Genomic DNA, 26,953 nt, shown 5'->3' with positions numbered 1-26,953 from the left:
GATGACGCGAGCGGACGAGATCGCCCGCGGCCGGCGCGCGAGCGCTCCGGTGGAACCCGACGCGGAAGGCGGCTCCGGCTTCAAGTTGCTGGAGCCGCCTCGACGCGTGCTGTCGAGGGCGCGGCGCTCCGGCCCATTGCGGTTTCTCTTCGGCGGCGGGGAGGCGGCAGAAAGCCGGCCTCCCCAAACGACTCCCGCAAAACTGCCCGGCGAACTCACGCGCGCGTTGCGCGGCGTCGAGCTGCCGGCGGTGCCTTACGTTACGGAAGAACAATCCCCCAGGGCGAAGCTGGCGTCGCATGCCGATCGGGGAGGGCGGTGGTTCGCCTTCCGCGCGCGAAAACGGCGAGTGTCGTCCGACGAGCCGGGCTGGCTGCTGGCCTTCGTGCTCTGTGCCGTGCTCTTGCTCTCGGTGCTGCCGCTTGCCCGCCTCGCCGGGGCGGGGGTGAGTGGGCTTGTTGACGGGGAGGCGGCGCGGCTGATCTTCGAGCCGGCGACCTTCGCGGCGCTCCGCAACACGCTCATCACCGCCACCGGCGGCATGGTCGTCTCGCTCCTCCTCGGTTCGCTCTTCGCTTTCGCGGTGGCGCTCACCGACATCAGGGGCAAGCTGATCTTAAGCTTCGCCTTCATGCTGCCGATGATGATCCCGCCGCAGGTGACGGCGCTTGCCTGGGTGGAGATGTCCGGGCCGGCGAGCCCGCTTCTGAAGACGCTGGGGCTGGCGCCGCCGCTCGGCAGCCCGCAGCCGCTCTATTCGCTTTCCGGCATCGCTCTTCTTTTGGGCGTGCAGCATGCGCCGCTCGTCTTCCTGGCGTTCAAGGCCGGGCTTGCGGCAAGCCCCCGCGACGGCATCGAGGCGGCGCGGCTTGCGGGCGCCGGACCGTTCCGCGTCTTCCGCGATATCGTGCTGCCGCTGGCCACTCCGGGGCTGATCGCCGGCGGAGCGATCGCCTTCGTCTCCGGCATCGGCAATTTCGGCATTCCCGCGATCCTCGGCATTCCCGCCGGTATCGAGACGCTGCCGACCCTGATCTTCAGCCGGCTGGCGAGTTTCGGCGCCGCCACCTTCGGCGAGATCGCGCTGATCTCGACGCTGATCGCGGCGATCTCCGCCGCCGGGCTGCTCGTGCAGCAACGCGCCCTTGCCGGCCGCGACTATCGCCTTATCGGCCATTCCAGCGCGCGCGCCGCCTTCGCGCTCGGGCGCTGGCGCATTGCGCTCGAGGCGCTGGTCTGGGCGCTGCTGGCGCTGGTGCTCGTCGCGCCCTTGCTGGCGCTCGTCGCAAGCTCGCTGGTGCCGGCCTATGGCGTGCCGCTCAATTTCGAGACGATTTCCTTCAGTGCCTATGGCGAAATCCTCTTCCGCCAGTCGATCACGCTGACGGCGCTCAAGAATTCGCTGTTCCTCGCCTCCGCCGCGGCACTCGGGCTGCTCACCGTTACGGTGCCAGCCGCCTATCTGCTGGTCCGCCGCAAAGGTGCGCTCGCCAATCTCATCGCTATCCTGATCGAGGTTCCCTATGCGCTGCCCGGCATCGTGCTCGCCGTCGCCTTCATCCTCACCTTCGCCGCACCCCTGCCGGTCGTCGGCATCTCGCTCTACGGCACGATCTGGATCATTCTCGTTGCCTATTTCTCCTCCTTCCTCGCCGTCAGCCTGAAGCCTGTCATGAGCGCGTTTCTGCAGATGGACCCCTCGCTCGAGGAGGCGGCGCGGCTTGCCGGGGCGGGTTTTTCCCGCCGCATGCGCGACGTGCTGCTGCCGCTGATTGCGCCGGCGGCGGGGGGCCTCCATCATCCTCGTCTTCCTCATCGCGGCGAACGAGTTGACGGTCTCGGCGCTGCTCTGGTCGGCGGGTACGCAGACGCTCGGCGTCGCGATCTTCAATCTCGACGACAGCGGCTCGTCCGATCTCGCCTCGGCGCTCTCGGTGCTCGTCGTCGTGCTGGTCATCGCGCTGATGGCGGCGCTGGAGTTTTTTGCAAAGTACCTGCCGGAGGGCGTGCTGCCGTGGCGCAACTGATCCTCAATCATCTCACTAAGGATTTCGGAGGCGGCCGGCCGGCGGTGGCGGACGTCTCGCTGACGCTGCGCCGGCAGGCCTTCCTCGCGCTCCTCGGCCCCTCGGGCTGCGGCAAGACGACGGTGCTGCGGATGATCGCCGGCTTCGAGCAGCCGACGGACGGCTCGATCTCCTATGGCGAACGGCGGCTTTCGGACGCCGAGCGCGCGCTGCCGCCGGAAAAGCGCAACATGGCGATGGTGTTCCAGTCCTATGCGCTCTGGCCGCACATGACCGTCGCGGAGAATGTCGGCTATCCCCTGAAGGTGCGCGGCGTATCTGGTGCGACCTGGCGCAAGCTTGTCCGCGAGGCGCTGTCGCTGGTCAAACTCACCGAGTTTGCCGAACGGCGACCGACCGAACTTTCCGGCGGCCAGCGCCAGCGGGTGGCGCTCGCCCGCTGCCTCGTCACCCAGCCGGACGTGGTGCTGCTCGACGAGCCGCTCGCCAATCTCGACCAGCATCTGAGGAAGGCGATGGAGGAGACCTTCCGCGCCTTTCACGAGCGCTCCGGCGCGACGATGGTCTATGTCACCCACGACCAGGCGGAGGCGATGGCGCTGGCGACCGAAGTGGCGGTGATGTCGGAAGGTCGGCTCCTGCAGGTGGCTCCGCCGGCGGAGATCTATGCCCGGCCGCAGGGCCCGGTGGTCGGCGGGCTGATCGGCCGCGGCAGCATTCTGCGGCTAAGCTTGCCGGAGAACGGCGAAAGGCAGCTCGGCTGGCCGATCTTGCGGGCGGCGTTTGGTGTCGCAAGCGGCACGACGTCCGGCGACAAGGGGCCAGTTGCCGACGTGCTGGTGCGGCCGGAGCACGTCCACCGCGGCACCGACGGCATTCCGATGCGGGTCGTCTCATGCGTGTTCGAGGGGGAGCGCTTTGCGCTCAGTCTCTCGCTGCCCGACGGGCAGGGGCTGAAGGCCTATAGCAGTGCGGCGATGGCAGAGGGCGAGCTGATGCCCCTCGTCGTGAGCGGCGGCTGGCGTTTGTAGCCATAGAGTTGCCGCGGTTCAACTCTCCCTCGGTCATCCTCGGGCTTGACCCGAGGATCCAAGCGCAGCCGTGCAACAACGCGTCAGAGACGATTGGTTGATTATGGATCCTCGGGTCAAGCCCGAGGATGACGGGGACTATACGAAATTCCGCAGGCGCGGGGGTCGGCCAGGCGGCACCAAATTTATCAACTATTAAACCAGTTGTAATCTGCAATCAGTTGTGCCATGATTTTTGCAGGCAAAGGCCTGCGGGAAGCAAGGGAGGAGACAATGAAGCTCTATCAGGGCATGGGACCGAACTCCTATCGGGTGCGCATCTTCCTGAAAGAAAAGGACCTCGAAGTGCCGATGGTGGAGGTCGACTTCGCCAAGGGCGAGCACAGGGCGCCGGAATTCCTCAAACTCAATTCGCTCGGCCAGATTCCGGTGCTGGAGCTCGACGACGGCACGGTCATTACCGAAAGCGTCGCGATCTGCCGCTATTTCGAGGAGACCCACCCGGAGCCGCCGCTTTTCGGATCGGACGCCGTCAGCCGCGCCAAGGTAGAGATGTGGAACAGACGGGCGGAACTGGTAATCTTCGCCACGATCGGCAATGTCGCGGTCCACTCCGATGCCTTCTTCAAGGATCGCCTGACGCAGTTTCCGGCCTTCGCCGAGACCGAGCGGCAGGCGGTGCCGAAGAAGTGGGCCTGGCTCGACCGCGAGCTCGCCGACGGGCGGCCATTCCTCGCCGGCGACAGCTTCTCGATCGCCGACATTACCGCCGGCGTGTGCGGCTGGTTGGGCGAGGTCTTCGGCATGGAAATCCCGCACTCGCTTCAGAACGTGCAGCGCTGGAACGAGCGTGTGAGGACCCGGCCGAGCTGGAACGCCTGAGGGCGGAACGGGAGGTCGGACCGCATCCGGGTAAAACTGACAAGGTGCCGGTTCGCCCCGAACAGATGGTTCAGATCGGATGCCGCGCGCGCTGCGGGAACCTGCATGAGGCTCGCACGTTCCCTGTCAGCACGGCAATGACGATGCCGGGGAAGATGGCGGCAACGGAGGCGGCGCGCGCATGTATTTCATGGCCCTTGCGACGGACTACGATGGCACTCTGGCCGAATACGGTGCGGTTCGGCCGGAGACGCTGGAAGCTCTGAAAAGATTGAAGGAAACGGGCCGCAAGCTGCTGCTCGTCACCGGGCGCGAGCTCCCGGACCTAAAGCGGGTCTTCTCCCATCTGGATCTGTTCGACAAGGTGGTGGTCGAGAATGGCGCCTTGCTCTATTCGCCCGATACCGAAGAGGAGAAGCCGGTCGCACCGGCGCCGCCACCGGAATTCGTCGAACGTCTGCGGCAGAAGGGGGTCGACAACATATCGGTCGGGCGCTCGATCGTCGCCACCTGGGAGCCGCACCAGGCCGCAGCTCTGGAAGCGATCAATGAACTCGGCCTCGAACTTGAGATTATCTTCAACAAGGGCGCGGTGATGATACTTCCAACCGGCGTCAACAAGGCGACGGGGCTGAAGGCGGCGCTGAAGGAGATGCAGTTCTCCTTCCTTAATGTCGTGGCCGTTGGCGATGCGGAGAACGACCACGCGCTGCTCAGAATGTGCGGCTGCGGCGCGGCGGTCGCGAACGCCCTGCCGGCACTCAAGGATACTGCCGATTTTGTGCTGGATGGCGCGCGGGGCGAGGGCGTCGAGGAACTGATCGCCAAGATCATCGAGCGCGATTATGCCTCATGTGCCAATGCGCGCCACCAGGTTCCGGTCGGCGAGGACCAGAACGGGCCGGTGGCGATCGGACCGCCTGATGTCTTGCTGATCGCCGGAAGCTCCGGCATCGGCAAATCGACATTGGCAACGGCTCTTTCGGAGCGTTTGCGCGAGCGGCGCTTCCAGTTCTGCGTTTTCGACCCGGAAGGCGACTACGAGGATCTCGAAGGCGCCGTGACCGTGGGCAACGGTTCGACCACGCCGACGGACAGTCAGGTGCTCGAAATCCTCGCCAATCCGGACGACAACGTCGTGGTCAGTGCGCTTGGCTTCGAACTCAAGGAGCGGCCGTCCTTCTTCGCCAAGCTGATGCCGGGCCTGTCGGCGCTTCGCGCCCGGACCGGCAGACCCCACTGGCTGATCGTCGACGAGGCCCATCACCTCATGCCGGCGTCCCGCGACAGTGCGTCGCTGGCACTTTCGGACGACATCTCGGGAACGATCATGATCACGGTGCATCCGGACGCGGTCTCGCCAAGGGCGCTGGCGTCGGTGACGGCGGTGGTCGCCCTCGGTCCCAAGGCGCGCGAGGTGATCGAGACCTTTTGCGACGCCGTCGGCGAGGCGCCGCCTTTGGGCCTCGATCAACTCCCCGAAGACGACGAGGTGCTTTTCTGGCGGCGCGCGCCGGGCGCGCCGGTTCAGCGCATCCGAGCGGAAAAGCCGAAGCAGGTCCGAAAGCGCCATACGCGGAAATATGCCGAAGGTCATCTCGGCGAGGACGCGAGCTTCTATTTCCGCGGCCCGGCGAACAAGATGAACCTGCGCGCCCACAATCTGATCATCTTCCTGCAGATTGCCGAGGGGATCGACGACGAGACCTGGGAGCACCATCTGCGGGCCGGCGACTATTCGAAATGGTTCAGCGAGCGCATCGGCGATCCCGACTTGGCTGAGGAGGCCGCAGGGATCGAAGAGGATCGCTCCCTTTCGCCCGCCGAGAGCCGGAAAAGGCTCGCCGACGCCGTCCGCCGCCGCTACACCGCGCCGGCGTCCGAGAAGGACTGAGGCAGCGGCGGCGACGGGCGTTGCCGGTCTCACTGGAAGGGCGGGAACGAGCGCTTAGCGTTTCGGCTTCTGCTTCGTGCCGGCGCTCCTGCCGTCCGAGCTCTTGGAACGCTCCTCGAACCGATCGGCGCCTTTGGCGAGATCGGATCCCTTTTGCGCTTCCACTTTCTTCTCTTCTTTCGCGGCACTCTTGTGCAAGCCGCCAGCGGATTTCTTGCCCTTTGCCGTCGGGGCTTGTTCGACACCCATTGCAGCCACTCCTCATTCGATGGGAACGTATTGGAACGTGCGGGGAAGCCTCCTGTTCCTTCTCGCAGGATTGGTTTTCGGATTCGTGCCGCAGCGACGGAGACGGACGTCGGAGCCTGCAACTCTTGCTATCAATCCGCATACCAATTCGCCCATGGCACAGGTAGCTGTGGACTTGCCTTGATTTTGCCCCTCTTGCCTTCTCCCTGGCCTTTTTGAATTCCTAGAATGGAGGCTCGTGATTCGCGCCGCACAGCATTCGATCGCGTTTCCCGGGGCACGGGCAGCTTTCGACGGCCGGGAAACTGCCCAAGGAGAAGAGCCATGACAGAGTACAAGAAGCCGATCATCACCGAGATGCGCCCAAAAATCACTGTCATCGGCGTCGGTGGCGGCGGCGGCAATGCGATCAACAACATGATCACCGAAGACCTGCAGGGCGTGGACTTCATCGCCGCCAATACGGATGCGCAGGCGCTGGCCATGTCGAAGGCGGCGCGGCGGATCCAGCTCGGCGCGGCCATTACCGAAGGTCTCGGCGCCGGTTCGCTGCCGGATATCGGCAATGCGGCCGCACAGGAATCGATCGACGAAATCATGGATCATCTCGGCGGCACGCATATGTGCTTCGTCACCGCCGGCATGGGCGGCGGCACCGGCACCGGGGCAGCGCCGGTCATCGCCGAGGCGGCGCGGCGGGCCGGCATCCTGACGGTCGCGGTCGTCACCAAGCCCTTCAGCTTCGAGGGCAAGCGGCGCATGCAGACGGCGGAGTTGGGCATCGAGCGGCTGCGCGAAAGCGCCGACACGGTGATCGTCATCCCCAACCAGAACCTTTTCCGCATCGCCGATGCCAAGACCACCTTTGCCGATGCCTTCATGATCGCCGACCGGGTGCTCTATTCCGGCGTCAGCTGCATCACCGATCTCATCGTCAAGGAAGGCCTGATGAACCTCGACTTTGCCGACGTGAAGACGGTGATGAAGGGCATGGGCCGCGCCATGATGGGCACCGGCGAGGCGGCCGGCGAGGGCCGGGCGATGATGGCGGCGGAGGCGGCGATCGCCAACCCGCTGCTCGACGAGGTCTCGATGCGCGGTGCCAGGGGCGTGCTGGTCTCGATCTCCGGCGGCATGGACATGACGCTTTTCGAGGTGGACGAGGCGGCAACCCGTATCCGCGAGGAAGTCTACGACGAGGCCGACATCGTCGTCGGCGCGATCTTCGACCGCACCCTGGACGGCACGTTCCGCGTCTCGGTCGTTGCAACCGGCCTTGACAGTGGCCGCGGCACCGAGGCTGCGGCGCCCGAGGCGATGAACGGTCAGGCGGGAGCTACCACGCCGACTCGCACGCTGCAGTAGCGCTATCCCAGGAGCCGGTTTGGAAGCGGCGTGGATTTGCCCCTCTCCTCGGGTTTAACCCGAGGACTAGCCTTCTCCCCGCAGGCGGGGAGAAGGAGACCGGCAGGCCGGATGACGGGTCTTGCTGAAGATCATTCCGGCAGACCGGCGCGGTGCAGATCGTTTACGAAACGATCGATGAAGTCCACCGACATGGCCGGCACGTTGCCGAAATAGAATTCGGCGCGCGCCTTTTCTATTGTCATGTCCGGACGGCGGCAAAGAAGGGCGGCGACCGCTTCACGCGCTTCGACGCTTGCTCCCTCGGCGCCGAGGGCGGCTGCCAGCACCATGGCCGGCCAGAAGGTGACGTTTTCCTGGCGCAGTGAGGCGCGGGCGGCGGCGGCTGCTTCCGCCAGCCGGCCCGATTGGTAATGGGCGATCGCCAGCATGTTGTGGAAGGTCCAGAGATGCGGATCGCGCGGGCTCAACCGGAATGCCTCGTTGATCGCGGCGATGCCTTCCTCCGGATGTTCGACATAGCATAGCGCCTGGCCGAGGGCGAAATGGCCCTGGGCGAAGCTCGCGTCGAGCCGGAGCGCGTTGCGCAGATGGTCGATGCCGCGCGCCGGCTCACCGCCGAGCGCCAGTGCCCGGCCGAGCGCCAGATGCGCTGCGGGCTCGCGGCTGTCGAGGGCGATTGCCCGCTCGGCGAGCCGGGTGGCATCGCCGATCCGCTCGGCCCGTTCCTCCAGCGGCCCATACCAGCCAAGCTGGATATGGACATAGGCGAGCCGCGCATTGGCCTGGGCGAAATTGGGCTCGAGGGCGACGGCACGCTCGAAGAGCTGCCTGGCAATCTTCAGGTCGTCGAGGTTGAACTTGTAAAGGTGCCAGAGGCCCTTCAGGTAGATGTTCCAGGCATCCATGTCGGCGGCGGTATGTCCGCGCAGCGCCGCGAACTCGATCATCCCGAGTTCCGGCTCGACGGTGCCGGTGATCTGGCCCGCAATCTCGTCCTGGAGGACGAAAATGTCGTCGAGCGTCCGGTCATAGCGCTCCGCCCAGAGCAGCATGCCGCTTTCGCCGCTCAGCAATTGGGCGGTGATGCGGATGCGGTCTCCGGACCGGCGAACGCTGCCCTCGATGACGTATTTGACGCCGAGGTCCTCGGCCACCTTCCTGACGTCGACGGACTTGCCCTTGTAGGTAAAGGACGAATTGCGGGCGACGACCCGCAGCCAGCGGCAGCGGGCCAGCGTGGCGATCAGTTCTTCCGTAAAGCCATCCGAAAAATGCTCCTGCTCGCCGACGCTCGAGAGGTTGGTGAAAGGCAGGACGGCGATCGAGGGGCGCTTGTTGTCCGGTACCGGCCGTTCATCCGGTGGCGGTGCGGCTGGGGCGGGCTCAGGCGCTTCACCCGGCTGCCACCGCCAGATGCGAATGGGACGGTGCATGTCGCTGAGTTTCCGCTTGCCGAAGTCGATGGCCGGGAAATCAAGTTTGGACGCGACCTGATCATGGACCTGCTGTGAAACGCAAATTCCTCCGGGCGAAGCAATTTCCTGGAGGCGCGTTGCGACGGTGACGCCGTCGCCATGAATGTCGTCGTCCTCGACGATGATATCGCCAAGGTGGATGCCGATACGCAATTCCAAACGCTGGACGTCGACCTTTTGGTTGTACTGCAGCATCATCTCCTGAACCGCCATCGCGCAGCCGACGGCGTCCACAACGCTCGCGAACTCCGCCAGCAATCCGTCTCCCGTCTGCTTAACGATCCGACCTCTATGCGCGGCGATCGTCGGGAGGATCAGCGTGCTGCGACAGGCCTTCAGCGCTTTGAAGGTCCCAGCCTCGTCGAGCCCCATCAAACGGCTGTAACCGACGACATCTGCATCCAGGATGGCTGCCAGCCGCCTCATGCGGCAATCTCCCGGACCTGGTGCGGTGATGGGCTTTCACGAATCCAAATCATGGGTGCGATCGATTCCGAGCCGCGGGATATCGGCGAATTCGCCGCTTTAGTTCTTTATCCACGGGCGGAGCCTAGCAACCGCACGAGTGCCTGTGAAGTGGTATCGGCACCCTCAAAAGCATGGCGGGCGGCAGCCGAGCCTCAGACGTGACCGAGTCTCCGACCGCTCGGTGTCATTTCCCGCGGCGGCTAACCCGCCAGATGATGTTGCCGACGTCGTCGGCAACGAGCAGGGCACCCGTCCTGTCGATTGCTACGCCGACCGGCCGGCCCATGGCCTTGTTGTCACGGCCGATAAAGCCGGTGAGGACGTCTCTTGGCGGCCCGTTGGGTTCGCCATTGCGGAAGGGGACGAAGACGACCTTGTAACCGCTGTAGACGCTTCGGTTCCAGGAGCCGTGCTGGCCCACGAAAGCGCCGTTGCGATAGCCCGGGCCCAGTGAGGCGCCCTTGGAGAATGTCAGCCCCAGCGAGGCGGTGTGCGAACCGAGCGCGTAATCGGGTTTGATCGCCCGTGCGACGAGGTCGGGACGCTGCGGCTTGACACGTTCATCGACGTTCTGGCCGAAATAGCTGTAGGGCCAGCCGTAGAAACCGCCGGCGCGGACGGAGGTCATGTAGTCAGGGACGAGATCGTCACCAATCTCGTCCCGCTCGTTGACGGCCACCCAGAGCTCGCCGCTTTCAGGGTTCCAGGAAAGGCCGTTCGGGTTGCGCAGCCCCGAGGCGAAGACCCGGGTGCGACGGCTTGCCCGATCGACCTCGAGCACGGCTGCGCGGTTTCTCTCCGCCGCCATGCCGTTCTCCCCGACATTGCTGTTGGAGCCCACCGTAACGTAGAGCTTGCGACCGTCGGCGCTGGCAATGACGTCCTTGGTCCAATGGTGGTTCAGATCTCCCGCAGGCAGATCGACGACTTTCTCCGGTCTTGCGGTGATCCGGGTCCGGCCGCTCCTATAGGGGAAGGCGACCAGCGCATCGGTGTTGGCAACGTAAAGTCTGCCGTTCGACAGCGTCATGCCGAAGGGCGAATTCAGTCCCGCGAGAAATGTACGGCGCAGGTCGGCGACGCCGTCGCCATCCGTGTCGCGCAGCAGGGTGATGCGATTGGCGCTCTTCGTCGCGGCACCGGCGCGCTTCATCGCGGCGTCCATCACCAGCTTGCGAAGGCTGAAGCCGCTATCCTTCTTTTCCGGGGCATTGCTTTCGGCGACCAGTACGTCGCCGTTCGGCAACACATGCAGCCAGCGCGGGTGGTCGAGGCCGGATGCAAAGGCATTCACCTTCAGCCCCTTCGCCGGCTTCGGCGTCGCACCTCCCGGCCAGCCCTTCGCCTCGGCAATCCTGATGGTCGGGATCAGCGTCGGTCTCGGCTTCGGCAGCGTGGGGTTCGGGCCGTAGCCGCCCGTCCCGGCAATTGCGCCCGTCCGTTGCGCGGAGACGCTGCCGCAGCCGGCAAGGAGCACGCTTACGAGGATGAAAATGACTGAATTACGCGGGAAGCCGGTCTTCATCGGATGCCCTCCGAATGTTTTGTGCCGCTCGGCGTTAGATGCGCGGCCGCTTCGCAATATTCCTCGTCAACCCACCAAACAGCAGCGTTCCCGCCTTGTTCCTGCAATCTTTGCGTGGGGCAGCATTCGGGAGTATTCTTCAATCAGCTCGAAACGACTGGGGCCCGACGCCTCGCAGTGGGCGCGCAGCCTCTTAGAACTTTGAATCGCCTGCGGAAACTTTGTTCCTAACCTGCGCAGGCTCTGGGAGGAAGACATGAAGCAAGGAACCCGGACCCGGGGGAAAACGTCGCGTCGCCAATTCCTGAGCGGCGCTGCCATGGCGGGCGCAGCGGCAGTCGCGGCGCCGAGCGTCGTCAAGGCGCAAGGGCCGACCAACATGCGCTGGCAAAGCACCTGGCCATCGAAGGATATCTTTCACGAATTCGCGCTCGACTTCGCCAAGAAGGTGAACGATATGACGGGCGGCGACCTCAAGATCGAGGTGCTGCCGGCGGGCGCAGTCGTGCCGGCCTTCGGTCTGCTCGATGCGGTGTCTCAAGGGACGCTCGACGGCGGCCACGGCGTCGTCGCCTACCACTACGGCAAGCAGTCGGCGCTGGCGCTCTGGGGCTCGGGGCCTGGCTTCGCCATGGACGCCAACATGCTGCTCGCCTGGCACAAATACGGCGGCGGCAAGGATCTGCTTGCCAAGCTCTATGAATCGATCGGCGCCAATGTCGTTTCGTTCCTCTACGGGCCGATGCCGACACAGCCGCTCGGCTGGTTCAAGAAGCCGGTTGCCAAGGCCGAGGACATCCAGGGCCTCAAATTCCGTACGGTCGGCATTTCGATCGACGTCTTCACCGGGCTCGGCGCGGCCGTCAACGCCTTGCCGGGCGGCGAGATCGTCGCCGCACTCGATCGCGGGCTGCTCGACGCGGCGGAGTTCAACAATGCCTCGTCCGACCGGGTGCTCGGTTTCCCGGACGTATCGAAGATCTGCATGCTGCAGAGCTATCATCAGAATGCCGAGCAGTTCGAGATCCTGTTCCACAAGGCGCGATACGACCAGTTGCCGGAGCAGATGAAGGCGATCATCTCCAACGCGGCGGAGGCCGCCTCCCAGGACATGCATTGGAAGGCGATCGACCGCTACTCGCGGGACTATGTGGCGATGCAGACCTCCGACCAGGTGAAGTTCTACAAGACGCCGGAAGCGATCCTCAAGAGACAGCTGGAGGTCTACGACGAGGTGGTGAAGAAGAAGGCGGCGGAAAACCCGCTGTTCAAGGAGGTCATCCAGTCCCAGATCGCCTTTGCCGAGCGTGCGACTCGTTGGGAACAGGATACCGTCGTCGGCCGGCGGCTGGCGTTCGACCACTATTTCGGAAAGGACGGAGTGGCGAAGTCGCTCTGACATTCTCACCTTTCACGCGCCACCGGGCCGATGCCGGTGGCGCGTGATCGGAGCATGAGGCATTCTGGGGGGGCGCGTGGACGTTCAGCGTTTTCTGATCAGGATCGACGAGATCAGCGTTTGGGTCGGCAAGGCCGCCGCATGGCTGATCATCGGGCTGATGATGCTCGTCTGCGTGGAGGTGTTCAAGCGCTACCTCCTGAACGCGCCGACCGCCTGGATCTTCGACGCCAGCAACATGCTGTACGGCACGCTGTTCATGCTGGCCGGCGCCTATGCGCTGGCGCAGAACGCCCACGTGCGCGGTGATTTCGTCTATAGCTCGCTCAGGCCCCGCACACAGGCCGGGCTCGATCTGCTGCTATATGTCTTGTTCTTCCTGCCGGGCATCGCCGCCCTCATCTATGCCGGCTACGCCTATGCAGCGTTGTCCTGGCGGATCGGCGAACACTCGACCGTTACGGCGGAAGGGCCGCCGATCTACTACTTCAAAACCGTTATTCCGATCGCCGGCGTGCTCGTGATGCTGCAGGGGCTCGCGGAGATCGGCCGCTGTGTCGTCTGTCTCAGAACGGGGGAGTGGCCACAGCGGCTTAAGGACGTCGAGGAGCTTGACGTCGTTGCCGAACAGCTTGCGCATAGTGAACACATCGACGCTGCAACGCGTGAAGCGGCCATCGAGCGCGCCCAGGAGATCGAAAGGGCGGCGCGGCAGCGCGGGATGGGGGGAGAGGCTGAACCGTGAGCGACCCTTTTCTCGGGCTGACAATGCTGTGTCTTATCGTGGTCGTCATCATGATGGGTTTCCCGACGGCCTTTACGCTGATGGGACTCGGCATGCTGTTCGGTTTCTACGCCTTCTACAACCCGACCGAGCACTGGATCGACAATCGCGTCTTCGACCTGATGGTCCAGCGCACCTACGGCGCCATGACCAACGACGTGCTGATCTCCATCCCGCTCTTCGTGCTGATGGGCTACGTGATGGAGCGCGGCGCGCTCGTCGACAAGATGTTCTACAGCGTCCAGCTCTCCTTCCGGCGCGTGCCGGCATCGCTTGCGGTGACGACGCTTATCATCTGCACCTTCTGGGGCATCGCGAGCGGTCTGGTCGGCGCGGTGGTGGTGCTGATGGGGGTGATCGCCATGAACCCCATGTTGCGCGCCGGCTACGACGTGAAGCTCGCCTCCGGTGTCATCACCGCGGGCGGCACGCTCGGCATCCTGATTCCGCCCTCGGTGATGATCATCGTCTATGCGGCGGTCGCCGGGCAATCGGTCGTCAAACTCTATGCCGCGACGATGTTCCCGGGCTTCTTCCTGGCTTTTCTCTATCTTGCCTATGTTCTTGGCTGGGCGGCGCTCAACCCGAAGATTGCGCCGGCCCTGCCTGAGGAACAGACGCGGGTTCCGGTACCCGGCTGGATGAGGCGCTTCGAGGCGCTCTATTCGCGCAACATGTTGGTCGGGCTTCTTGCCGCCCTGGTCTCGCCGCGGCGGGCACTGGCGATCGAGATGGAGGAAGGGCGGCTTACTTATTGGAAGCTCATTAAGAACGCGGGCGCGGCGTTCGTCCCCTTTCTGTTGACGGCGTGCACGCTGGCGCTCGTTTGGTGGTATGTGGTCATCCATCCTGAGGGGGCTGAAGCCGAAGCGCCCGAGGGTCTGGAGGAACTCGGAGCACCTTCGGCAGATGCCGGGCCGACGGCCGTCGACGGCCCGGCTACGGGCTTTTACCTGTGGTTCGGGCTGGCGGCGGTGGCCATGCTGATCCTGCTCGTCCGCTATTACCGCAACATGACTGCGGAGCGGCTCCAGGTCGTGAAGCTTCTGGCTTCCTCGGTCATGCCGCTCGCCATCCTCACCATCCTCGTGCTTGCCGTCATCCTCTTCGGCATCACAACCGCGACGGAATCCGCCGCGGTCGGGTCGGCGGGGGCGTTTTTGCTCGCGTTGCAGGCCGGAACGCTCAACTGGAAGCGAACCAAGGAAGCGGTGTTCCTGACGGCGAAGACAACGGCGATGGTCTGCTGGCTCTTCGTCGGCTCGGCGCTCTTTTCTGCCGTCTTCGCGATCCTCGGTGGCCAGGCGCTGGTCGAGCAATGGGTGCTTGCCCTCGATCTCACGCCGCTGCAGTTCATGATCCTGTCGCAGGCGATCATCTTCGTCCTGGGCTGGCCGCTCGAATGGACGGAAATCATCATCATCTTCGTACCGATCTTCCTGCCGATGCTCAGGCACTTCGACATCGATCCGATCGTCTGGGGCGTTCTCGTCTTCGTCAACCTCCAGGCGGCCTTCCTGTCGCCGCCGGTCGCGATGTCCGCCTACTATCTCAAGGGCGTTTCCCCGCCGCACGTCACGCTGAAGCAGATTTTCGCGGGCATGATGCCCTACATGCTGATCGTCATCCTCTGCATGGTCATCATGTATATCTGGCCTGGCATGACGCTGTGGCTGCCGAACTATCTCTATGATTAGAGCGAGTTGCGTCGAACCGTTGCAGCTCTCCGGAGAGAAAGAAAGGGCCCGCTGTCAGCAAGCAGGCCCTTCAAGACAGCGGTGAAATGTCCCACCTATGGCGCAGTCATCTTGGCGGTAATGTCGCGCCCGCCCTGGAATGTCTTGGGCTATACCGATCAGCACGTTTCCCCGAGAGCCGCCCGCGAACTCAACCGGTTCCCTTCTCCAATCAGAGCTCGCTTTCGCAGCGAGCTCTGATCTAAATTGATACTGAAATCAATTCGCTGATTTGCAGGCGTATCTTCGCCACATCCGCGGCTTCGGTCCAGTAACTTTTCAGGGCGAATTGTAACGATGCACGATCGATTCTTGCGCAACCCGACGTTTTATTCCCGAAGCGGTCAGGCCACCAATATCCGACCTGATGGATGCGGCGACGGGGAGAGCGTCAGCGGGAGATCGGCGTCCTTTGGACCGTGACGCCATTCCTCAGAATCGATGTTCGAGGCCGACGGCCAGGAAGTAGCTCTGCGTGGAGTCCGTTCCAAGCTTGCTTGACCGATAAATCGGCACATCGGCGAGGAAACTGGTGCCGGCCTCGAACTTCAACGCGAGGCTTTCATGCGACGAAAAGATCATGGCAGCGCTGACGTCGGCAAGGAAGGTGCCACCACTTCGCCGTTGCCCGGTGGAGGATAAGCCGATGTCGGCCTCCGGGAAAATTGCGGTAGCGCGATTGTCAAGGCGAGCCTTGTAATGCGCAACACCTGCACTGAAATTGATCCGAAGCCAGACGTTTTCCGAAACCGGTGTCTCTGCGCTGAAACCGGAGACGACGCCGTAATAGTCGGCGGAGAGCCTCACCGTCTCATGGTAGCCGATTGCCGGAATTGCGGCTCCCGACATAATGCTCTCATCGATGTCGACTTCCGTGCGATAGACGGTGTCCTGCCTTGTCGATCGATACGTCGGGCCCAGCCTCGGCGTGATCGTCCAGCCATTTGCAAGGTCGAGGGATGCTCCGAGCCAGAGCGTCTGATCGAAATGGTTCGCCCGTTGCTCGACCTTCGATTTTATGACAGTTCCGTCGAGGTCGCCGAGGGCTTGAAAGAATAGGCCGCGGTCGTCCACGAAGGCGGCGTAAGCCGCGGCCGATGGTGTATTGCCGCTGGTGACCAAGGCCAGGAACGCGGCACCCGATTGCGTGCCGCTGGTGGCATATTGTGTGACGGCATTGCCGTTTCCCGCGGGCGAGTGGGCGAAGGCCATGATTCCGGCATCGTCGCCCAAGGTATCCGTGAAATGGATCGTGCCGGCGGCGGTCGCACCCATCAGGTCGGTAGCCGTCGCCAGGGAGATGTTGCCACCGGCTGGTTCGCCGGCGACGAAGTCGAAGCTGCTGCCGGTCGGCTGCACGACCTTCCGGGAGGAGCCACTTGCATGCGAAATCGTTCCGTCCCATTCGAGGAAGAATCGACCAATCCCAGGATATTCGAGCGGCAGCCTGAACGAGAGATTCGTTCTGGTGCCAACAATATCGGGGGGCTCAAAACCCCTCGGTTGCGCGCCGGGAAAGGTGACGTTCGGGAACAGGTCCGGCGTGTCGACGTCTTCCCACCTGGCGCCAAAGTCCCAGGAAAAAGTCGGGGTGTCTGATGAACTCAACATCGTCTTGATCGGCTCGTCGGCCCTCACGTTGGTTGACTGCTGCCAACAGACGACCATCGCCAAAACACCGGCGAAGTGGCTCGGCAATCGAGCAAGAAAAGCGGTGATGTTGCCGTGCGGCCCGTCGGTCGAGGGATGCCGCCCCACATCGTCGGCGTTCAGAACGTTTTCCCCTTATCCACTGATACTCAGTACTGCTCAGTCGTGCCGCTTGGATGGCGCGCGGTTGGCGGATCCATCTTGAGGCGAACAAGGCGTTCATCGGCAGTATTTCAGCAATTGGTAAAAAAAGAGTGGCGCGACTGCACGCCTTCGGTCTTCGAAGCACGTCGCCACCGACGAACCGGTATCGGCAAACATAATCCAGATTGCAGATTTCGAAGTTTGTAATCTTGAAGTTGGACCAATTTCCGTGGCTCATTGGTATAATTCTACTAAGGGCACGAACGTTCGAGCATATGGTTCTGATATGAAACGCATAGTGTCCGCCTGAAACGTATCCATCTTCTAGCCAGATGTTGATGAGTACTAAACAGAGTAATTCTGCGACGGTTTCCTTGCGCCATGATGGCGTCCAAGGAGACAGGGTCATGCTCAAGACACTCGCAATATCCGCACTTCTCGCATTCTCGACCGTTTCTGCGGCCTATGCCGGCAATAACGTATCCGTCACCAGCCAGAAGGGCTTCGGCAACATGTCTGCAACCGGCCAGTCGGGCTGGGGCAACTTCTCCGGCACAGGACAAGTCGGCAAGGGTAACCACTCCGTGTCTGTCCAGGATGGCAAGGGAAATGTTTCCGGAACGGCGCAGTTCGGGAAGCACAACAAGGCGATCACCTTGCAGAGGGGCAAATACAACGCGTCCGGCACGTTCCAGTTCGGCGTGTACAACAAATCGCTGACCCAGCAGGACGGCGAAGGAAATCTCTCTATCACGGTGCAGGACTGATCGATTTCGATCCACCGGCCGCCACCGCATGTTCCTTAAACCAGCCGATTTAAGGGAAAACATGTAGCAATTCAAAGTGCTGCAGCGCCTTTGAGCGTCGGACAAGACGCGCGGCGCTGTAGTGGCGACCGGTCCTCTGTTCTGAAAATCAATCTGCCGGAGACGAGACCATGATCAGCCTGGATGCAATTGCTTATGCTCCGATAGAATGTGTCATCGAGCATTCCAAAACCCACACTCTGACCTCCTTGGTCGCGACATTGCATAGCGATTGGAGCGAAAGGGGCACCTATCACTTCAAGGTCACGACGGAATCGTCCACGAATGTGCAAGCCGGCGCGTTCGCGAGCGAGCAGGCCGGACGGCAGGAGCTTTCGACAATCCTGGTCAGCACCGCACCTGATGTGTGGACCGCTCGCTTGTCCGTCTATCGCGCCGATGGGACGTTGCTGTGCGAAAGTTCGGTTCCGTGACGCGCGATGCTCAAGGATGGACGTACGGAACGCTCGCTGTCACTTCGTGAAAAACGACAGGACGGCGAGCGAACTCAGGAGCTGCGCCTGTCGACGAATGCCGAGTCGCCCCATCGCCGATGCGAGCTGATTGTGCACGGTATTCTTGGAAACGCCCCGGCGTTTCGCGATGTCGGACGGCGCATCGCCGTTGGCAAGGGAATGCACCAACGCAGCTTCGGTTGGCGTGAGCCCGAACACTGTCTTGATATCGTCGGGGGTCAACAAGGTGTTTCGGCTCAATTCCCGGATCGTCAGAAGAAAACTCGGCTCATTGCTGGAGAAGACGTTGCCGAATCGATAGGTGTCGCTGCCAAACGACAAGAAATCGACGCTGACAATCCAGCTCACGCCCGTTCGCTTGCTCTTCGCCCAGCGCAGGTGGTGATCGTGCTTGTTGACGCGCGCCTGTTCGATCAGATCCTCGACCTCCGTCTGGAGCTCCTCGTCCTGGAATTCAAGCACCTCATCCCTGAAGTCGATGAACGAACCTGGGGCATCGACGAACCGACCAAACCGACGATTGGCAAATTTCACGCGAAGATCAGCGGTGACGATGGCCGACGACGTGGCACAGCTTCTCAGAGCCCGTTCCGTGCGGGTCGACTTTTCCCGTTCGTTAACCATCGCCTTCTGCAAGGCGAACGCCGTCTGGAAATGGGGGAGAACCTTCATCAGCGTTTCGGCGGCTATCGCCAGGTGGTTGTCGGCTGCGTGCGGGAAGAAACAGGCGACGACAATTCGCCGGCTTCCTTCCTTCGACACGAGCAGAATGAGAATCTTGCCATCCTCGCCAAAGCAGCGGCGCAACGCGGATGACCACGGCGCGCTGTTCGCCAGGTTTACTGGCAATGTCGCAATAGCTCCCAAGCCCATCGCGAGCGTGGCCTCGTCAAGCGCCGAAAGCGTATCCACGTCCAGCAGAGCCGACCTCTGCACCCCCTTGACCGCGAGGCTGATTTTCCTGTTGTCCGGCCCCTCGAAGCCGAGGATAGCGCCCGATTCCGCCCGCGCGAGTTTCGTCAGATCTGCGACAATTCGGTCCCAAGCGGAGGGTAATAACACCGTCTCGTAAATCGCTTGAATGAGGCTGAGCAATAACTTGTCTTGGTACGCATCTGACATCGTCCAGTACTCCGGTTACAAAACGCCCCTTTCAATGTCGACACACGCAATAGAAACTTTGTTCACAATTTGTTCGAGATGAATCGGTGATGTAGCAATTGGCCGCTAATAGAAAAAATCTCTGCTCTCGCAGGGCGTTAAAGAAGATACAGAATGTCCCTCTTGCGGAACGCGAATATGGCAGCCTACAGACGTTACTCTGGGCTCGGTACAGCAAATATTTATCTTATCACTTCGATCAATCCCCAGAGTTCTTCCCCCTCTCAAGGATGATCTAGCTCGAAAGATACATGTATTTTAGCAATTCCTCCAGAATAATCTTGAAATTTCGGAGGAGGAGTTGCCTTGCAGTGCACCAATTCGGCGACGCGGCAGCGCGGGGGCTTCCTGGACTGCCACTGGTTTCAGGCATTTAGCATATGCTGCACTGCAGTGCGATCGGATGCGCGATGGAGGACTTTTGCCCGTACCAAGGCTGATTATTGGAGACCCGCCCGTTGCAATACTTCTATGATGCGCTGACGCGGAGCTGATGCCATTCGCCCGATCAGATTGTCGAGACTGGCGATCGACAGGTTCGGCATCAGCGCTTTTGCCTCGGCCACGGCTGCCCGTGCCTCGTTGGTCCGACCGCTCTCGATGAGTGCTGCGGCGAGCCCAAGGCGCGACCAGCTTTCGCGCGCCTGACGACCGATCGCCGCTCGGGCTGCGGCCTCCGCACCGGTCATGTCGCCCATCAGAAAAAGACAGACCGAACGAACGGTCATGAACATGCTGAGAAGGGGATCCCTCGGACTGAACCGGATGGCGCGATCGATGTGGGGAAGCGCCTCGGCCGGCTGCCCCGACCAGATATGCACCTGCGCCACCGCGTAATGAGCGTGGGCGTAGCTCGGGTTAAGCTCTGTCGCGATGCGAAGGTGGTCATGCGCAAGGCCAAGTTCGCCCCGGCAGGTGAGAAGCCTCCCCAGCATGACGTGCGGGTAGGGGTGGGCGCCATCGAGGGCTACGGCGTAACGGGCATGCACGAGGCCGGACTCAAGTGTGGCGGGGATGTCGTCCGACATCTGCCAGACAACGCGAACGACCGCTGCTTGCGCCAAGCCGGCATGTCCGAGAGCAAACCGCGGATTGAGCTCTGTCGCGCGCCTGAAGTAGTGCTCCGCCGCCTCGATTTGATCCATGGAGAAATTGTAGACATGCCAGAGGCCGCGATGGAAAAGTTCCCACGCGTCCATGGTCTCGGGCAGTTTGCGTAGAGCCCGCTCGCGCTCGGACGAACGCACTTCTGCGTCGACGGCCGTGATGATGAGGCCGACGATTTCATCCTGAACCGCGAATAGCTCTGCGAGTTTGCGTGCATAGCGTTCGGCCCAGACAGTCCGGTGGGTAGCGGTGTCGATGAGCTGGACGCCGAGGCTCAGATCATCTCCTCGTCGCCTAAGATTTCCGGTAAGCACATAACGAACGTCAAGAGCTTGGGCGGCGTGCTCCGCAAGCCGCGGGCCGGCGCCGAAGGCGAAGGTCGATTGGCGGGCAATGACGAGGAAATCCTTGTGGCGCGAAAGCTCGGTGATCAGATCCTCGGCGAGCCCTTCCGCGAGGAACGACTGATCGGCATCCTCCGCCGGACGAAGAAAGGGCAGGACAGCGATGGAAATGCGGAAATCGGTATTCGCACCGCGTGCTGCCTCGTGCTGGATGGGGGAGGGTGCGAGCTCCAGGCGTCTGGCTTCCCGCGCGGGCGTTGCGTCCAACGACAGCTCATGGGCCAGGGCGACGGTCTGCGGCGAGGGCGCGGTTCCGAGCTCGTCGGCAAGCAGTTGGCGACAGGTCTGGAATTGCGCTGCGGCAAGCGAACGCTCCCCTTGGCGTGCATAGAGGCGCATCAGCAATCGATGACTCTTTTCTCGAAACGGGTCGAGCGCGACTAGTTGCTGGGCGAGCGCTACGGCTGCAGCTTCGTCGCCGTGCTCGGCAAGCTGTTCCGTAGTTCTGGAAAGCAATGCTTCCGATAGATTGCGGCATCGCGTGCGTTCGAACTCGAGCCATTCCGTCAGCTCCTCCCCCGAGACCGTCAGGCCTTCCAGAAGCTCCGCGGCCAAGCGTCGCGCCGTCTCGGCGTCCGCGATGGCCGGAGTTCGGCCCAGGAGCGACTTGAGTTCATCGACGTCGGTAGAAACGAAATTCGGGTCGAGCATGACCGCCTCGCGGTTGGCGATCAGAACGCGGTCGCCCAGGACGGCACGGATCGCCGCCAGCGCATTGCGCAGGCTTGCCCGCGCCTGCTCGGCGCCCCGGTCCTCCCAGAAAAGCGCGCACAGCTTGGAGCGAGCCTGATACTGGCCCGCCGACAAAGCCAGATAGGCGGCGAGAAGCCGAATCTTGGCGGTCGGCAGGATCAGCGCCTCACCGGTGGCGGAGCGCACAGCGAATCCTCCCAGCAGATTGAACTCTATCTGCAACCCACGGAAGTTCTCTGAAAACCGCGGTATCTCGTTCATTTCACGCTCTTTTCACGAATGGCTGTTGTTCAATTTTCAATTGGGATGCGCACCGGTGCGACAAGCGGCATCGGAGCGCGACGCCCTCGGCGCCAAGCGATGAAATATGCACGCGGCAGCACGGAGCAGGTTTCGGAAGGAACGTTGTGAACAGCCATTGTCGCGTCAGAGTAAAGCACAACGTGCATCACAAACGGTAAAGAAACTCAAGTCTTTCAGCATGATCCGCTCACTCCATAGGCGGTATTTTCGAGGATTGAAGTAAATTCATTGCCTATCGCCGGCTGTATCCAGGGGAACACCGCGACGGTTTTTTCTGAACAATATGGCGGACATGGACGTAAGGCGTCCGATTCGAAGAGAAAGATTAGGGATGATCAAAATCCGCTAGCCAAGCACATTCCAACCGCATGCCGCCATGTCCCAGCTGCGGCAGCAATTTCAAAGAGTTCAATTCGCTTCGACGCCGGACGCTGCCGGCGAACGGAGTTTCTATGTCAGCAATCCTCAGGAGATACTAATGGCAACAAATATAATGGGCACGGACGGCGCCGATACGCTGAACGGCAATTTCGGCGCTGACCAGATTATCGGCCTCGGAGGCAATGATACTCTCAGCGGCTCGTTCCAGGGCGATTTTATCTTGGGCGATACGGGCAAGGACACGCTGAACGGCAATAGCGGCAATGATTTTCTCGACGGCGGCGGCGAAAGCGATATTGTCAACGGCGGCTCCGGTCAGGACATGATTATGGCCGACGTTCCGTCTTCCGGAGTCGGTGACATTGTCGATGGCGGTTCGGGCACCGATCGACTCACGGTCGATTATTCCGACCTTGCCGCTGGCGTGAACATCGCGATCAAGGACTGGATCGCGCCCCAGACGCTGATAGGCAACATCAAGACCACCAATGTCGAAGCTTTCAGCATTACCGGGACCGACTTCGCCGATACGATCACCGGCGGCAACTACAGCGACATGTTCACCGGCGGTGCCGGCGACGACAAGCTGACCGGTGGCCGCGGCGCCGACCTCCTGATGGGAGGGCTCGGCAAGGACACTCTCAAGGGTGGCTATGGCACGGATTTCCTCAACGGCGATGACGGTGACGATATTCTCACTGGCGACCAGGGAATGGACTTCCTTTCCGGAGACGGCGGCAATGACAACGTTCGTGGCGGCACGGGCGATGACACCGTTTCCGGAGGTTTGGGCATCGACAGCCTGTTCGGCGATGATGGTAACGACGCACTCGATGGCGGCGCCGGCGACGACAAGGTCGAGGGCGGGGCAGGGAACGACACGATCACCTACCGCTATGGCGACGGTAAGGACACGATCACCGACGCCAGCGGCAACGACCGTCTCGTGCTGACGAACTTTACCGGCAATTTCACCGCGAAAGCAGCGAATGTTGTCAGTACGATTGCCGGCGGAACGACCTTCATCGGCATGGAAAATTACACCATCACCGCGGCGGGAAGTGGCGCCAACACGATCACCACCAGCACCGGTGCCGATTTCATCGACAGCGCGGCAGGCGACGACATCGTCAATGCCGGTGCCGGCGACGATCATGTCAGGAGCGGTCTCGGCAAGGACAGCGTTGTTGCCGGCGACGGCAGCGACCGGGTGGAATTGGGCGATGGCGGGGCAGACAAGGCCGATGGCGGCCTCGGTACCGACCACGTGACTGTCGATCGTCGCTCGGCGACGGCGGACCTGACCTTCTCCGCGACAGGCGCCAGCGCCGCTCTTTCCGAGGGGACTTCGCTCAAGAATTTCGAGCGCTACCAGGTGCAATTCGGTTCCGGCAATGACGTCGTGAAGTCGGTCGGCGCCGCTCAAAGCGTCAACTTCGCCGGCTATGCCGGCAACGACACGCTGATCGGCACCAACGGATCCGACGTGCTCGACGGCGGCACTGGCAACGACAATCTGTCTGCCGGCGCCGGCAACGACCGCCTTATCGACTTTGGCGGCACCAATGTCATCAAGGCCGGCGACGGCAACGACACGGTCACTGTCGGTGACAGCAGCGGCGTGGCCGCGCACAACACGGTTGATCTCGGCACCGGCAACGACTCTTTCGAGCGGAGCGCATCGACCGGCAAGCTGACGGTGGATGGCGGAACGGGTACGGATTACGCGTCGATCGATTTCTCCAAGTACTCCGCCGGGATCACATTCAAATTGTCGCCCTCGGTCACCGTCAGCAATGCTCCGGTCACCGTCAAGAACATCGAGCGCGTGAAACTCGTCGGCGGCAGCGGCAACGACATCTTCGCCGGCGGCGCGTTGAATGACGCACTGCACGGCGGCAGCGGCCACGACAGCCTGACCGGCGGCGCCGGCGACGACGTGCTCGCCGGCAATCTCGGCAACGATACGCTGACCGGCGGCCTCGGCAACGACACGCTTTCTGGCGACGGCGTCGGTTTTTATGGCGGCCGCGACAAGATCTCCGGCGAGGACGGCAACGACCGCGCCTATGCCGGGATCGGCGACATGGCCGATGGTGGTGCCGGCACCGACACGCTCGATCTCGATGCGAGCAACCAGACGAAGGACATTACCTTCAGCTTCGCGACCGGCAGCGCCACCGTCGACGCGACCACGTCCTTCAAGGCATTCGAGGTGCTGAACTATCTCGGCAGCGCCGGCAAGGACACCGTCACCGGCGGTAAGCTCAATGACCGGCTGGAGGGCAATGGCGGCAACGACACGCTTCGTGGCGGCGACGGCAACGACGTGCTGCGCGACGGCGCCGGCAGTGACAGTCTGTTCGGCGATGCCGGCGACGATACGCTGACCCGCACCGTGTTCAGCGGGACGGACGCGTTCGACGGCGGCGCCGGCACCGACACGTTGTCCTTCGCGGACGCCAGCGACATCTCGGTTGTGCTCGATCTTCAGAACCAGGCTTCGAACAGGGGCATGGCACAGGGGCTGACGGTCAAGAATTTCGAGATCATCAACGGCAGCGCAAATGACGACGTCATCCGCGGCGATGCTCTCGCGAATACCCTCAATGGCGGCGGAGCCGACGACGTTCTCGAAGGCCGCAGTGGGGCGGACCGGCTGAACGGCGGCGCCGGCGACGACTGGCTGACCGGCGGTACGGGCAACGACCTCTTCGTCTTCGACCGCGCCGGCCGCGACGGCGAGGGCGACGTCATCACCGACTTCACTCGCGGCCAGGACAAGCTGCTGATCGACCGCAGCGACTACGGCATTGCCGCCGCCGACGCGACGGTCACGCTCGTCGTCGGCGCCGATCCGGTGGCGACGAGCAGCAAGGGCACCTTCCTGTTCGAATCCGATAACGGCCGGTTGTGGTTCGATGCCGATGGCAAGGGCACCGAGGCGGACCTGGAACTGGTGGCGATCCTCAAGGGCGTCACGACGCTGTCGACCAGCGATTTCTCGCTGTTCTGATAGGCTTCGTTAAAACCATTCTGATTGCGAAATGGGGCGGGGCGGCAGCATCCCGCCCCGTCATTCACCAGGATATGCGTAGCTTTACAGGGGAGGCGATGGTGCTCGCTCTCTCGTCTTCCAATGCTCTTGTCCAGGAGATTGGGCATTCGGCGACAGGGGCGTTCAGTGCTATTCTCAAGGCTGAAGCCGCAATCCCTTCGCAGTGCGCAGGGTGCGGTCAGTCCGGGGAGGAACGAATGGAAACCCCAATTGCACTGCATCCATCGCTCGACAACGGCCTGACCAAGGGCGATCCGGGCTTCAGCGGCGGAACGCTGGTCTGCGCCTGCACGGACCGGCCGGTCAAAGTCAGGATCTCCGGCGGCATCGCGCATAATCACGCCTGCGGCTGCACGAAATGCTGGAAACCGGCCGACGCAACTTTCTCCATCGTGGCGGTCACCTCTCAGCAGAATGTCAGCGTGGTTGAAAACGGCGACAAGCTGGAGATCGTCGATCCGACGGCGCTGATCCGGCGGCATCGGTGCCGCGAATGCGGCGTGCACCTGTATGGACCGGTCGAGCGGGAACACGCCTTCCAGGGGCTCGCCTTCATTCATCCGGAACGCTTCCAGGAGCGCGGTTGGCCGGAACCCACTTTCGCGGCCTTCGTCTCCTCGATCATCGAGGCGGGCGTCGATCCATCGAGGATGAATTCGGTGCGCAGTCATCTAAGGCAGCTCGGCCTTGAGCCCTATGACTGCCTGTCGCCCGATCTCATGGACTTCATTGCCGCCTGGACTGCGAAGAAGAGTGGCGTTCTGAAGCAATAGCGCGCCCTTTTTGCATGCGGCCACGCGCGCGCTGCGGGTGGCTCGCCAAATGTACACGCGCGCAAAATCTCGGTACTTCGCGACGAAGGCGCACCATTTTTGGGCCAATCCAGGCGGATCGGCGTAGAAATGAGCGCCTCGCGCACGTTGGGCGCGATCCCTGCCACAATTTCGCTGCACCTCACCGGCAAAGTCCTCATCGCTGACCAACGGCTGGCAGGGGAATTCCATATCTCGCAAAGCGACCGCCATCAGGTTGGGGTACGGCCATTTGCAGTTCGTGGGCCGGCTGCAACGTCGGGCCTGGAAACCGACATCGGGTTCCAGCGACAGGAGACGTGCAGCCTCAAAGCGCTAGAGAGTCTTTCGTACGTCGTAGCGTAGGCGTGGTGCAGTTTGCATGGTTGCCGGAGCGGAGCGCTCTCGGGCGAAGTCATGCGAAGGTTCGATCTTGCGGTGACTTGGGCTCGCCGGGCCCGCAGACACGCCTCGATAAAGGACGCTCTAGCCCTTTGATTCCGGAGCATTTCATCTGCGTTCGGGACGCTCTTCCGGACGCGGGCGGTGCTATGCGCGCGCATAAATTTGCGCGTCTGTGGAGGATGAACTTGCTGCGATGGACGGAGGCGCAGAGCGGGCGCAAGCCGCATGAGGCCGGTCCGCGCACAAAGGAGACCCAACACATGAAGGTTGTGGCGTTTCTGACTGCGGCATTTGTCGCGCTTACATCACCGGAGACCGCATCGGCAGGCATGCTGGCGCAGGCCCAGCAATATGCGGGACTGCACGAGGTCAAGCACAACAAACGGCTGCGCGCCGCCCTCGGCATCAATCCGGCACGCACGCCCTGGTGCGGACACTTCATGGGCATGATCGCCCGAAAAGCCGGTCGGCAACCGCCGCAGAGCTATAGCTTTGCGCGGTCCTGGCTCAGATTCGGCGCGCCGATCAAGCTCTCTTATGCACGCCCGGGCGACGTGATCGTCGTCAGAGCCGGCCGGAGCTATCACGTCGGCATCCTGTCCGCGCTGTCGAAATCGACCGCGCGGGTGATCGGCGGCAACCAATCCGGAAGGGTGCAACTGTCCTATTTCAGCCGCGGCCAAGTGGTCGCCGTCAGGCGATAGACCGGAGAAGGGCTGCCGCTCTGATCGACATC

18 protein-coding genes and 1 pseudogene are annotated in these 26,953 nt (G+C 62.5%); 13 read left to right on the top strand and 6 right to left on the bottom strand.

Annotated features, from left to right (window positions below; all coding sequences use genetic code 11):
* Position 1: 1 nt before the first annotated feature.
* From USDA257_RS21285 to USDA257_RS21270, 4 genes and pseudogenes are all read left to right on the top strand, one after another.
* A pseudogene (locus USDA257_RS21285) lies at positions 2-2,027 on the top strand (ABC transporter permease).
* Positions 2,015-3,058 carry an ABC transporter ATP-binding protein gene (locus USDA257_RS21280; RefSeq protein ID WP_041414501.1) on the top strand — a complete coding sequence of 348 codons (1,044 nt, stop codon included), beginning with the start codon at positions 2,015-2,017 and terminating at the stop codon, positions 3,056-3,058. The pseudogene USDA257_RS21285 and the gene USDA257_RS21280 overlap by 13 nt, the downstream one beginning before the upstream one ends.
* A 273-nt stretch (positions 3,059-3,331) precedes the next feature.
* Positions 3,332-3,940, top strand: a complete 609-nt coding sequence (locus USDA257_RS21275) for a glutathione S-transferase family protein (RefSeq protein ID WP_014765036.1) — start codon at positions 3,332-3,334, stop codon at positions 3,938-3,940.
* Positions 3,941-4,121: 181 nt separating this feature from the next.
* Positions 4,122-5,834, top strand: coding sequence for an HAD family hydrolase (locus tag USDA257_RS21270; protein WP_014765035.1), 1,713 nt, complete (start codon positions 4,122-4,124; stop codon positions 5,832-5,834).
* A 54-nt stretch (positions 5,835-5,888) separates the two neighbouring features.
* On the opposite strand, the gene USDA257_RS21265 is transcribed toward USDA257_RS21270, so the two are convergent.
* On the bottom strand, positions 5,889-6,083 hold the full coding sequence (locus USDA257_RS21265) for a hypothetical protein (RefSeq protein ID WP_014765034.1): 195 nt from the start codon (positions 6,081-6,083) through the stop codon (positions 5,889-5,891).
* 324 nt (positions 6,084-6,407) lie between these two features.
* Between USDA257_RS21265 and ftsZ the strand changes: the two genes are divergently transcribed.
* Entirely contained in the window at positions 6,408-7,448 is a 1,041-nt protein-coding gene (ftsZ, locus tag USDA257_RS21260; RefSeq protein WP_014765032.1) for a cell division protein FtsZ, read from the top strand.
* 131 nt (positions 7,449-7,579) lie between these two features.
* Here ftsZ and USDA257_RS21255 read toward each other — a convergent pair whose 3' ends face one another.
* Positions 7,580-9,352 (bottom strand): tetratricopeptide repeat protein, encoded by a 1,773-nt coding sequence (locus USDA257_RS21255; RefSeq protein WP_014765031.1) that lies wholly within the window; start codon positions 9,350-9,352, stop codon positions 7,580-7,582.
* Between the two features lie 226 nt (positions 9,353-9,578).
* Complete coding sequence (locus USDA257_RS21250; protein WP_014765030.1) at positions 9,579-10,919, bottom strand: PQQ-dependent sugar dehydrogenase; 1,341 nt, start codon at positions 10,917-10,919, stop codon at positions 9,579-9,581.
* Positions 10,920-11,175: 256 nt separating this feature from the next.
* On the opposite strand from USDA257_RS21250, the gene USDA257_RS21245 reads away from it, so the two are divergent.
* The 3 genes from USDA257_RS21245 (at position 11,176) to USDA257_RS21235 (ending at position 14,799) form a co-directional block, all read left to right on the top strand.
* A complete protein-coding gene (locus tag USDA257_RS21245; protein WP_014765029.1) occupies positions 11,176-12,318 on the top strand; it encodes a TRAP transporter substrate-binding protein in 1,143 nt (380 codons plus the stop codon).
* Positions 12,319-12,394: 76 nt separating this feature from the next.
* Positions 12,395-13,063 (top strand): TRAP transporter small permease subunit, encoded by a 669-nt coding sequence (locus USDA257_RS21240; protein WP_014765028.1) that lies wholly within the window; start codon positions 12,395-12,397, stop codon positions 13,061-13,063.
* The gene (locus USDA257_RS21235) at positions 13,060-14,799 is read left to right on the top strand and encodes a TRAP transporter large permease (RefSeq protein ID WP_014765027.1); all 1,740 of its coding nucleotides are present in this window, start codon (positions 13,060-13,062) and stop codon (positions 14,797-14,799) included. The genes USDA257_RS21240 and USDA257_RS21235 overlap by 4 nt, the downstream gene beginning before the upstream one ends.
* Before the next feature lie 471 nt (positions 14,800-15,270).
* On the opposite strand, the gene USDA257_RS21230 is transcribed toward USDA257_RS21235, so the two are convergent.
* Positions 15,271-16,449, bottom strand: a complete 1,179-nt coding sequence (locus USDA257_RS21230; protein ID WP_041415491.1) for a hypothetical protein — start codon at positions 16,447-16,449, stop codon at positions 15,271-15,273.
* A 590-nt stretch (positions 16,450-17,039) separates the two neighbouring features.
* Between USDA257_RS21230 and USDA257_RS21225 the strand changes: the two genes are divergently transcribed.
* Together USDA257_RS21225 and csgH are read left to right on the top strand one after the other, a co-directional pair.
* Positions 17,040-17,399, top strand: coding sequence for a hypothetical protein (locus USDA257_RS21225; protein WP_014765025.1), 360 nt, complete (start codon positions 17,040-17,042; stop codon positions 17,397-17,399).
* A gap of 170 nt (positions 17,400-17,569) precedes the next feature.
* Positions 17,570-17,872, top strand: coding sequence for a curli-like amyloid fiber formation chaperone CsgH (csgH, locus tag USDA257_RS21220; RefSeq protein WP_041414499.1), 303 nt, complete (start codon positions 17,570-17,572; stop codon positions 17,870-17,872).
* 39 nt (positions 17,873-17,911) lie between these two features.
* On the opposite strand, the gene USDA257_RS21215 is transcribed toward csgH, so the two are convergent.
* On the bottom strand, positions 17,912-19,036 hold the full coding sequence (locus tag USDA257_RS21215) for a helix-turn-helix transcriptional regulator (protein WP_014765023.1): 1,125 nt from the start codon (positions 19,034-19,036) through the stop codon (positions 17,912-17,914).
* 479 nt (positions 19,037-19,515) lie between these two features.
* Positions 19,516-21,540, bottom strand: a complete 2,025-nt coding sequence (locus USDA257_RS21210; protein WP_014765022.1) for a BTAD domain-containing putative transcriptional regulator — start codon at positions 21,538-21,540, stop codon at positions 19,516-19,518.
* Positions 21,541-22,060: 520 nt separating this feature from the next.
* Between USDA257_RS21210 and USDA257_RS21205 the strand changes: the two genes are divergently transcribed.
* The 3 genes from USDA257_RS21205 to USDA257_RS21190 all read left to right on the top strand — a co-directional run bounded on the left by USDA257_RS21205 (position 22,061) and on the right by USDA257_RS21190 (position 26,921).
* Complete coding sequence (locus tag USDA257_RS21205; protein ID WP_014765020.1) at positions 22,061-24,979, top strand: calcium-binding protein; 2,919 nt, start codon at positions 22,061-22,063, stop codon at positions 24,977-24,979.
* A 239-nt stretch (positions 24,980-25,218) separates the two neighbouring features.
* Positions 25,219-25,794, top strand: a complete 576-nt coding sequence (gene gfa / locus USDA257_RS21200) for an S-(hydroxymethyl)glutathione synthase (protein ID WP_014765019.1) — start codon at positions 25,219-25,221, stop codon at positions 25,792-25,794.
* 683 nt (positions 25,795-26,477) lie between these two features.
* Entirely contained in the window at positions 26,478-26,921 is a 444-nt protein-coding gene (locus tag USDA257_RS21190; protein ID WP_014765018.1) for an NlpC/P60 family protein, read from the top strand.
* Positions 26,922-26,953: the final 32 nt, after the last annotated feature.

The sequence above is a fragment of the Sinorhizobium fredii USDA 257 genome (assembly GCF_000265205.3).
Classification (GTDB): Bacteria; Pseudomonadota; Alphaproteobacteria; order Rhizobiales; family Rhizobiaceae; genus Sinorhizobium; species Sinorhizobium fredii_B.
This window is presented reverse-complemented; position numbering and strand designations above follow the sequence as displayed.